Below are 7,459 nucleotides of genomic sequence, written 5' to 3'. Positions count from 1 at the left end.
TCCCGGGTCGCCCGGCGCTGGATCGAGGGGATCGACCAGGACGGGTCCGAACCGTCGGAGGAAGAACTCCGCCGCCGCCAGGGTGTGTTCCTCCGCCAGACCCGCCGCGGCCTGCAGCACATCGAAATCTTCGCGACCCCGGACCAATGCGAACCCCTCCTGACCGTGATGAACACTGCCACCAACCCCCGCACCCGCGAGTTGGACGGCGCGGGCGCCGCGCCCGATGAAGCCCTGGACCTGCGGACCCGCCCGCAGCGGCTCCTCGACGGCCTGGTCGGCGCCTGCAAAGCAGCCCTCACCGCCGGAGGTCTGCCGGCGGCGGGCGGGCTGAAGCCCCAGGTCATGGTCACCATCGACTACCGCGACCTGCTGGACCGCCTCGAACACACCACCGAAGCCACCAGCATCCCCGGCATCCCCGGCACAGGCTCGTTCGCGTTCACCGGGCCGGTCAACGCCTCCACGGTCCGGAAGATCGCCTGCGATGCCGACATCATCCCGGTCCTGCTCGGCAGCGAAGGACGCATCCTGGACATCGGCCGCACCACCAGGATCTTCCCTCCCCACATCCGCAAAGCCATCACCGCCCGCGACCAAGGCTGTGCCTTCCCCGGCTGCACGATCCCGGCCCCCTGGTGCGAAGCCCACCACATCACCTACTGGTCGCATGGCGGGAGCACGAGCACGGACAACGGAACCCTGCTGTGCTCCCATCACCACCACCTCATCCACAAGGAACAATGGACCATCCAGGTAATAACCGGCGTGCCCTGGTTCATCCCGCCACCCCACATCGACCCGCGCCAAAAACCCCAACGCAACAACTACTTCAGGCTCGAATGACACAGCTCTCGAATGACGTAGTTTGGGAACGGCATGCCTTCACCGCGCCACGTTCCAGATCGGCGTGCAGATCGGCATGCAGGTCGGACAAGGCAACATCAACCCGGAGGGCTGGGTTGATGCAAGGACAGCTAGGCGCCGAGGTCAGTCAGCGACACCGCTTCGGGCCGCGGGCACCGGCTGGCCACCTTCACGGCCTGTCCCAGGGCAGCTGATTCCAGCACGGACTCCATCACCTCGAGCACATGGAAGGCCAGCTCGCCGCCGGCCCGCGGCTCCTCGCCGGCCGGAGTCCGGGCGAGGTCGTGCAGCCCGTAACCGCGGGCGGAATCCACATATCCGGCCGAGACAGGAAGTACATCCCAGCCGTCGCCGCCGAGCGTGCGGAGCTTGACGTCGCCGTCGAAGTGGTTGGGATCGGGCACGATCAGCGACCCGGTCTCGCCGTGGATCTCCAGGTTGGCTGACTGCGTGGCCACCGCATCGAAGCTCATCACCAGCGTGGAGAGTGCACCGGATTCATGCACCAGCACCCCCGTCACATGCGTGTCCGTGCTGACCGGAACGGTTTCGCCGGCACGCGGCCCGGTGCCGATGGTCCGGGTGCCGCGGGTGTGGCTTGCCGCGCCGATCACGGAGGCCACCGGCCCCAGCAGCGTGACCAGCGCGGAAACGTAGTACGGGCCCATGTCCAGCAGCGGCCCGCCGCCGGGAACGTAGTAGAAGTCCGGGTGCGGATGCCAGCGCTCATGCCCGGGCGTCACCATGGTGGCCGTCGCTGAAATCGGCGCCCCGATCCGGCCGTCGTCGATCGCCTTGCGCGCGGTCTGGATGCCCGTCCCCAGGACCGTGTCCGGCGCGCAGCCGACGACGACGCCCGCCGCCGCTGCGGCCTCGAGCACCTTGCGCGCTTCCTCGGTAGTGGCGGCCAGCGGCTTTTCGCCGTAGACCGCCTTGCCGGCGGCGATGGCACGCATCGCGATGTCCGCGTGGGCTGCCGGGATGGTCAGGTTCAGGACCAGATCAACCTCCGGGTCCGCGAGCAGCTGGTCCACACCCAGCGCCCGCACACCCGGTTGCCCGGCCGCCACGGCCTCCGCGCGGGAGTAATCGAGGTCCGCCACGGCCACCAGCCGGACGGTGGTCAGCCGCGGGAACGTGGCCAGGTACGCGGCGATGATGTTGCCGCAGCCAACCACTCCGATCCTCAGCGGTGCCGCGGACACGGGTTCCCTTGTGGTGTTTGCTAGCGGCTCGCCCACAGCATGCCCCTTTCGATGATGGTGCGGACGTTGTTGTCCTTGAGGATCTCCACGCTGTGGCCGGGGGTGGCCACGAAGATCCGGCCTTCGCCCCACGACCGCGTCCACACCGCGGGTGCGACCACGTCCCTGTGCCAGGCGTCCTTTGCCCGGGCGGGCAGCGTGGTGGTGGCCAAAACGTCGATGTAGTCGTCGGACAGCACCCAGTACTGTTCCGTGAAAAGGTCAAAATCGCCGATTCCCGCGGTGATCGGATGTTCGGCCGCGGCGGGGAGCATGTTCACGGTGTACGTCCGGAAATTGTCCGTGGCGTCCCCGTGCAGCTCGCCGTGGTCCTTGACCGGATGGCAGGCGAACTGCCCGCCGACCAGGTGCAGGTAGTCGGAGTTGTTCCGGTACGAATCGGCGATGCCGCCGTGCCAGCCCGCCATTCCGGTGCCGGCCTCGATCGCGGAGCGGAGCCCCTCGAATTCGGCCTTCTCGATGGTGGTCATGGTGTTGCACTGCACGATCAGGTCCACGCCGGCCATGTACGCGGCGTCCGCGTACACCGCCGTCGACTCCTCCACCCGCACGGTGAAGCCCTCTTCGCGGAGGAACGGAATAAAGAGATCGGTGGCTTCGACGGGCTGGTGGCCGTCCCAGCCGCCCCGCACCACCAAAGCATTTTTTGTAGCAGTCATTGTTATGTTCCTTCTCGTCAGTCCACTGAAGTCCAGCGGGAATCCTTGCCTGCACTGTGTTCCACTGCCGCCAGCACCCGCTGCACCTGGAGGGCATCGGAGAACGACGGCGTGGGCTGGGTTCCGGCCCCGATGGCTGTCACCAGGTCCACCACCTGGTGCGTGAAGCCGTGCTCGTAGCCGAGCCCGTGGCCCACCGGCCACCAGTTGCCGGTGTAGGGGTGGTGGGCCTCCGTGACGTTGATCCGGCGGAACCCAAGGGATTCCGGGTCGGCGCCGCTGCCGCCGTCGTAGTAGTTCAGGTAGTTCATGTCCTCGAAGTCAAAGGCGATGGACCCCTGGGAGCCGTTCACTTCCAGGCGCATGGCGTTCTTCCTGCCGAGCGCCGCCCGGCTTGCCTCGAAGACGCCGATGGGGCCGCCGTCGAACCGTGCACTGAAGATCACCGCATCGTCCACTGTCACCGGTCCGCGCTCGACGTCGGCACCCGCCGCGCCGTTCCCGCCCAGGCCCACGAAGTCGCCGCCCACGGGACGTTCCTTGGTGAAGGTCTCCATGATGGCCGAGACACCGGTGATGCTCTGGCCGGTGACGAACTGGGCGGCGTCGATGCTGTGCGCGCCGATGTCGCCGAGGGCGCCGGATCCCGATTTTGCCTTGTCCATCCGCCACGTCAGCGGGGCGTTCTCATCCGAAAGCCAGTCCTGCAGGTACTGTGCGCGCACCTGGCGGATGGTCCCCAGCTTGCCGTCGCGCACCATAGACCGGGCCAGGGCGAGGGCCGGGGTGCGCCGGTACGAGTACCCGCACATCGCGAAGACGCCGCGGGCCGCGGCCTCGGCGGCAACCTCTGCCATCTCCTCGGCCTCCGCAACGCTGTTGGCCAGCGGCTTCTCGCAGAGTACGTGCTTGCCGGCCCGCAGGGCGGCAATGGCAATTTCGGCGTGGGTGTCGCCGGGGGTGCAGATGTCCACGAGGTCGACGTCGTCGCGTTCCACCAGCGCGCGCCAGTCCGTTTCGGTGCTGGCCCAGCCCAGGCGGCGGGCGGCGGCGGCCACCCGGACGCTGTCCCGGCCGGCAAGCACACTCAGCTCGGGGACCAGCGGAAGGTCGAAAAATCTCGGCGCAGTCCGCCAGGCGTGCGAGTGGGCGGCGCCCATAAAGGCGTGGCCCACCATGCCTACCCGGATCGGTGGGGCGTCTGTGTGTTCGGGCGTACTCATAGGTGTGTTCTCCATTGACGGGCTACTTACTGAAACCGGCGGTGAGCCCGCTCAGCAGCTGGCGGCGGCCCACGACGTACAGGACGAGGATGGGCAGGGTGGTGAGGACCACGGACGCCAGCACCGCGGGGATGTTCACGCTGTATTGGCCCTGGAAGGTCCAGAGCGCCAGCGGAAGCACCCGCAGTTCCGGGCTCTGGGTGAGGATCAGCGGGAGCAGGAAGCCGTTCCACACGCCCAGTCCGTTGTAGATGGCCACGGTGACGATGGCGGGCTTCACCAGCGGCAGCGCGAGCCGCCACATGGTCTGCCATTCGTTGCAGCCGTCCAGGCGCATGGACTCGAAGAGCTCGTCCGGCACGTCCCGGATGAAGTTGGCCAGGATCAGCACCGTGAGCGGGATGCCGAACGCGATGGACGGCAGGATCAGGGCCAGCAGGCTGTCGTAGAGGTTGAGCCGGATGATCAGCAGGTATACCGGAATGATGGTGGCCTGCAGCGGAATGGCCAGGCCCATGAGGAACAGGCCGTTGACCAGCTTCAGGAACCGGCCGCGCCCGCGGACAATCGCGAAGGCCGCCATGAAGGAAAACAGCACCGTGGGCAGCACGGCTCCCGCCGTGACCAGTGTGCTGTTGAGGAAGTACCGCGCGAAATCGGCCTCCAGCACCATCCGGTAATTGTCCAGCGTGGGATTCGACGGCGGTGCAAGCGGATTTTGGCTGAAGTATCCCGCCTGGCTCTTGAAGCTGGTGATGACGATGTAATAGATGGGGATGATGATGACGGCAAGCCAGATCCAGCCGCCCAGTCCGCCCGGGAGATTCAGTTTCCGGATGCGGCGGCCGATGCCCCGGTTGGGTTTCGGCTCCGTGTGGGCGAGGGCTGCGGGCGTTGCTTTAGTGAGGGTGACGCTCATGGTTAGAGTCCTTCCAGCTGGCTGCCGCCGGAGTTCTTGCCGCCCAGCCGTTGCAGCAGCAGGGCAAGGCCGAGTCCCACCGCCACCAGGATGACGGCGATGACGCTGGCGGGGCCCATCAGGTTGGCCCGGAACCCGGTCAGGTACATGTCCAGGGCGAGGATCCTGGTGGAGTTGCCCGGCCCGCCGGCGGTGAGCACGAAGATCAGGTCGAAGTAGGTCAGCGATCCCACCACCATGAGGGTGGAGGACGTGATGATGGTGTATTTCAGCTGCGGCACCGTGATGTAGAAAAACTGCTTCACCCGGCCCGCGCCGTCGATCTCGGCAGCCTCGTAGAGGGATTTGGGGATCTGCCGGACACCGCCCTGGTAGATCAGGGTGTGGAACGGAACAAACTGCCATGCAATCACGAAGATCACCAGGAACAGCACCAGCTGGGGCTGGCCGAGCCAGTCCTGTGCCAGGAACGGCAGTCCGAGGCCTTCCGCCAGCCCGAAGTTGGGGTCCAGGAGTGCCTTGTAGGCGATGGCGATGGCCGCCGAGGAGAGCAACAGCGGCAGGAAGTAGAGCACGGCCAGTACTGCCCGGTACTTCTGGCTGCCGGCAGTGAAAGTGCCCAGCAGCAGGCTGATCGGCGTCTGCACCAGCCAGGAGACCACCATGATCACGAAGGTCAGCCAGACCGCGTTGTACATGACGGGATCGGACAGGACGGCGAGCCAGTTGTCCGCGCCGGCCATGCTGATCGCGCCGATGCCGTCCCAGTTGGTGAAGCTCAGGGCAACGACGCCAAGGAGCGGAAGGACGGCGAAGACCGCGAAGAACAGGAGGGCGGGGAGGACCATCCAGCCCAGGGACCCGGGGTGGGCCCTGCCCTCACCGGAAGTACGGTCCCGGCCTGTACGTTCCCGGCCTGTACGTTCCCGGGCTGCACCGTCCGATGCTGCAGGCTTCCGCGTTGTGAGTGGGGCGGCGCTCATTTCCCAAGCGTCGCATTCATGTTTTCGGCGAACTGCGCCGGGGTGATGGACTTGAGGAACAGCTGGTCGATGTTGCTCAGCAGTGCCTCGGCGGCGGTGGGGCTCAGGGCCTGGTCCCAGGACTGCTGCAGGCTCGGCGCGTTCTTGCTCAGCGTGTACACGTAGTTCAGGAAGTCCTTGTCCTCGCTGGATGCGAGCTTGTCCTCGATGCCCTGCACGATGGGCACGGCGCCGGAGGAAATGTAAGAAGTGATCTCGTCCGTGGTGAGCAGGCCGTCCTTGAAGAACTTCTTCGCCGCATCCTTTTCCGCGTCGCTCGCCTTGGCGGAGATCGACAGGTACTGGGCGGGGTTGCCCACGGTGTTCAGGGGATCGCCCTTGCCGCCGCTGACGGCGGGGAAATCGAACCAGCCAAGCTTTCCGTCCTGGACGAAGGTGCCGCCGTCGTGCTTCATCCCGCCGTAGGTCCACGCCCCGTGCAGCATCATGGCCGCCTTGCCGGTAAACAGCAGCGCCTGGTCGGCGTTGCTGTCCGCCGTGATGGAGGAGAATCCCTTGATGAATCCGTTGGCCGTGACCAGCTCCTGGATCTTGGCGCAGGTTTCGAGTACTGCCGGATCGGACCAGGCCTTGGCCTTGCCGTCGAAGATCGCCTGGAAGACTTCCGGTCCGCCGATGCGGTCCAGCAGGTACTCCAGCCACATCATGGACGTCCAGCGCGACTGGCCGCCGAGCGACAAGGGGGCAACCCCCATGTCATTGAAGGTCCTGGTCAGGGCAATGAGATCGTCCCAGGTCTTGGGCGGCTGGGCATTGGCCTTCGCGAAGAGCTCCTTGTTGTAGTAGAAGACGATCGGGGCCACGGTCTGCGTGGGGACGGCGTAGATCTTGCCGTCGACGGTGGCGGCCGCAAAGGAGGACGGGAACAGCTTGGCCTTGACGTCCGGATTCGCGTCGAACCAGCCGGTGAGGTCCTCCACCTGTCCGGCCTGCGCGTAGGTCTTCAGCGTTCCGCCGCCCCAGCCGTAGATGATGGTGGGAGCCTGGCCCGCACCGATGGCGGTTTTGATTTTGGTTTTGTAGGCATCGTTCTGGAAGACGGTGGCCACAATCTTGGCGTCCGGATGAGCCGCATTGAACGCATCCAGGCTCTTTTTCCGGATGGACTCATTGGGTTCTCCGGTCAGGGACCAGAAGGTGGCGCCGCCGGCGGGCGCTGTGCCGGGGCCCGAGGTGCCGCAGGCGGTCACCGTCCAGGCTGCCAGGGGAGTGAGGGCCGCAAGGGCAAGGAATGACCTGCGGGAGGAAAGGCGTGGTTCCATTCTGATCTCCATTGAAAAGAGCCGCGGCGTTGCGGCGCTGGTTGGGTGCGGCCGGTGAGGCGGCAGGGACTCGGAACGTGTTTCGAAATGTTTCGCAACTAATTCGTTGACTGAAATAGAAGTTAGCGCCGATGGCGACCCGGCGTCAAGGGGTTTCGGGCGAATCTTGACGTCGGCGCCTCCGCTGGTGCAGACTTCAGCTACCGAAATTTTTCGAGAAA

General features: G+C 66.0%; 7 protein-coding genes. 1 reads left to right on the top strand and 6 read right to left on the bottom strand.

Translation table 11 applies throughout. The annotated features are described in order from the left end of the window. Positions 1–846 (top strand): DUF222 domain-containing protein (locus AB0N24_RS26010; protein ID WP_364131062.1); only part of this gene is annotated, 846 nt, incomplete at its 5' end. Positions 847–977: 131 nt separating this feature from the next. Here the strand turns inward: AB0N24_RS26010 and AB0N24_RS26005 are convergent. From AB0N24_RS26005 to AB0N24_RS25980, 6 genes are all read right to left on the bottom strand, one after another. Next, on the bottom strand, positions 978–2,108 hold the full coding sequence (locus AB0N24_RS26005) for a Gfo/Idh/MocA family oxidoreductase (RefSeq protein ID WP_364131058.1): 1,131 nt from the start codon (positions 2,106–2,108) through the stop codon (positions 978–980). Further along, complete coding sequence (locus AB0N24_RS26000; RefSeq protein ID WP_364131055.1) at positions 2,093–2,791, bottom strand: ThuA domain-containing protein; 699 nt, start codon at positions 2,789–2,791, stop codon at positions 2,093–2,095. Before AB0N24_RS26000 ends, AB0N24_RS26005 begins: the two co-directional genes overlap by 16 nt. Positions 2,792–2,808: 17 nt before the next feature. Beyond that, positions 2,809–4,014, bottom strand: coding sequence for a Gfo/Idh/MocA family oxidoreductase (locus AB0N24_RS25995; RefSeq protein ID WP_364131053.1), 1,206 nt, complete (start codon positions 4,012–4,014; stop codon positions 2,809–2,811). Between the two features lie 22 nt (positions 4,015–4,036). After that, positions 4,037–4,933, bottom strand: coding sequence for a carbohydrate ABC transporter permease (locus AB0N24_RS25990; protein ID WP_364131050.1), 897 nt, complete (start codon positions 4,931–4,933; stop codon positions 4,037–4,039). Positions 4,934–4,935: 2 nt separating this feature from the next. Continuing rightward, on the bottom strand, positions 4,936–5,781 hold the full coding sequence (locus tag AB0N24_RS25985; RefSeq protein WP_251042507.1) for a sugar ABC transporter permease: 846 nt from the start codon (positions 5,779–5,781) through the stop codon (positions 4,936–4,938). A gap of 131 nt (positions 5,782–5,912) precedes the next feature. After that, positions 5,913–7,238 carry an extracellular solute-binding protein gene (locus tag AB0N24_RS25980; RefSeq protein WP_364131048.1) on the bottom strand — a complete coding sequence of 442 codons (1,326 nt, stop codon included), beginning with the start codon at positions 7,236–7,238 and terminating at the stop codon, positions 5,913–5,915. Positions 7,239–7,459 lie beyond the last annotated feature (221 nt).

Origin of the sequence: Arthrobacter sp. NPDC093128 (assembly GCF_040683875.1) — a bacterium.
Classification (GTDB): domain Bacteria; phylum Actinomycetota; class Actinomycetes; order Actinomycetales; family Micrococcaceae; genus Arthrobacter.
The sequence above is the reverse complement of the archived record's forward strand: the minus strand, read 5'-3'. Positions and strand labels throughout refer to the sequence as shown.